The sequence below is a fragment of the Microbulbifer okhotskensis genome (genome assembly GCF_023895975.1).
GTDB lineage: Bacteria > Pseudomonadota > Gammaproteobacteria > Pseudomonadales > Cellvibrionaceae > Microbulbifer > Microbulbifer okhotskensis.
The window spans coordinates 1-2324 of record NZ_JALBWM010000242.1; the positions used below are offsets into that span (position 1 = coordinate 1).

At 45.6% G+C, this 2324-nt stretch carries 3 protein-coding genes; all 3 read right to left on the reverse strand.

Annotated elements, in window-relative coordinates:
- Nucleotides 1-43 precede the first annotated feature (43 nt).
- The 3 genes from MO867_RS21620 to MO867_RS21630 all read right to left on the reverse strand — a co-directional run bounded on the left by MO867_RS21620 (nt 44) and on the right by MO867_RS21630 (nt 2156).
- Nucleotides 44-847, reverse strand: coding sequence for an AAA domain-containing protein (locus tag MO867_RS21620; RefSeq protein WP_252473006.1), 804 nt, complete (start codon nt 845-847; stop codon nt 44-46).
- Between the two features lie 59 nt (nt 848-906).
- Nucleotides 907-1578, reverse strand: coding sequence for a site-specific integrase (locus MO867_RS21625; protein ID WP_252473009.1), 672 nt, complete (start codon nt 1576-1578; stop codon nt 907-909).
- 353 nt (nt 1579-1931) lie between these two features.
- Nucleotides 1932-2156 carry a hypothetical protein gene (locus tag MO867_RS21630; RefSeq protein ID WP_252473011.1) on the reverse strand — a complete coding sequence of 75 codons (225 nt, stop codon included), beginning with the start codon at nt 2154-2156 and terminating at the stop codon, nt 1932-1934.
- Between the last annotated feature and the right edge of the window lie 168 nt (nt 2157-2324).

Here is a 2324-nt window from a genome sequence, read left to right on the forward strand (position 1 = left end):
TCCGGTATAGAGTATGGGGGCATGAGCAGTTACACAATTTAAATTACAGCCTCAACTGTGCTCCTGTTTGCTTACCGTACTTAGACTCAAAGGCTCTAGCAAAATCACTTGCAATTAACTCATCAATATCGGCAGACTTGCTAGCAATCCCCAGCTTCCTGGCCAGTGCCTTTTTATGAGGCTCCGTGTACAATGGCGGTAATTGCTGATGGTCTCCAACTAACAGAACACGCTTCCCTGACTGCATAGCGATTGCGAGTTCACTGGCAATTGACCGAGCTGCCTCATCTATAATTACCCAGTCGTATTGGTTATCAGAAATGCCCATATGACGCTGACCAATACCGACGCAAGTACCAGCAACTAGCTGACGGGAACGAGCTAAAAATTCGTCATAATTAACACGCTCAGTATTTAGAACGTCAATCATATCCCGAGATATCTTAATCAACGCCCTCGCCTTTTTCGCTTCATCCGGTCGAACGGCATATCGCTCATCCAGTAACGTTGCAATCACCGATTCAAGGCCCAGCAAATCACTTGGCAATGCTGGAATACTGATACCTAAATCAGCAATTCGCTCGCTGAGAACTTGCGATAACTGCTTCCCTTCCTTACGCAAGGTAGCTACTTCTGATGGCTCTCTATTCGTGCTATTTATCTGCTTACTGATACGAATCGCTTTTCGAATGAGACCGACAATAGAGACCTCTACCTCAGTGAGCCGCTCCAGGTAGTTTTCATCTAATCCAAGCGGTTGAGCTAAAGCCTTAACGCGATACTTCATATCAACTTTGAACAGGTCTCGTTTCCCGCTAACAATTGACTGCGAGTAAACGTCTTTCAAACCATCTGATACTGCGCTCTCGCGGTTGCTAAACCTAACATATTCCTACGATCTCCCTATCAGTTGGTTTTAGGCACTTTGACCTTACAAAATAAATCTTTGAATATCTTCTCTAATTCCCTTTCTCTTGGCCGTATTTTTCTATCCAGGGTTTCCTTACCTTTAATTCCGCTTACAGCCATAAGCTCTTTATATCCGCAACCAGCCTCATACATGTTTTTGATAAAAGTATCCCGGAATGATGATGGTTTAGCACCCTGGATAGATGTTTTCGCAATTAACTGTTTCAGCTTCGAGTTCATAGATACTGGTTGACGGTCACTCGATCCCTTACTCCTGAGAGATAAACTAAATTCTTTATCTCTGTCATTAAGGAAAAAATAGCTTTCGGGATCTGAATACCGATACCAGGATTTGTTACTGCGAAACAACTGCCTCTCGACCCTACTCTCCATGTATGCCTCAAAAAATGGCAGTACATGATCTTCAGTGTGTAACTCCCTGACTTCGCCATTGTATGCGACCGATTCCGGCAGGGTCCAAATCCTATAAAACTCTCCACTTTGTGCCATTACATGCTGCAACTGCAACAAACTCAATTCTGAAGGCGTAAGCCCCCAGTACACAGCCCCGATAATCAAAGCGGCATTTCTTTGCCCGTGTGGAGGGGCCGCATTCATATCAAGTAGAAGCTGTAACTCCTGCTCGGTAAATAGTTTTTCTACCGCCATAACTCTCTAAGTGTCCATTATGATTATCACAAAAGTGGATACTAACTATATCTGTGATACATGCTAGCACCCTGATCTACATATCACAATAATAGGTATAGCCATAATTGTGATAATAGGCGCTTAATTTAACGTGGATTTCTTGGCTCTAGCCAAACAAAACTGGGCCTTGATGGGAATGTTTACTGGCAGGCAGCCCCGGCGGAGAAATCGGGTCACTGACACGTGTCAGTGCGTAAGTTTTCAGGGGTAAGTCACCAGCCCTGCGTCCACCTCGCTGGTAGAGCTCTATCAGCCTCGATGCCTCCAGCTGGACCTGTATCCGCTAACCCACTGAAATTCAAAGAAACCCCCTATTTGGCGTCAACCCGCAATTGCACGTTAATTGCAAAAGACCAGCGGCCACGCCGCCGGTATTCAGTGCCGCGCATTATTGGCATATCTGCCCGGTTTGCAGCAAAAATGAGAGTAAGAGAATACCGCCAGCGGCGCGCCCCCCCGCCCTGTCCAGGGTTGCCCCTGCCGACCTTAAAGTAGCGAAAAAGCCCCGCAATCAGTTGACCAAATAAAGCCATCATTGCCTCAGCCTCCATAAGAAATGAGAATTTCCACGAGAGTACCGAATACAAATTGAACTTGCATAAATGGCCCCTAACCTTGAAATCAACTTAAAATCCGCACGCAAAATCGCCGAGTTATAACCGAATCTGGTGTTTGAGGGTTTGAAAGAAAGTAGCGTATCTGGT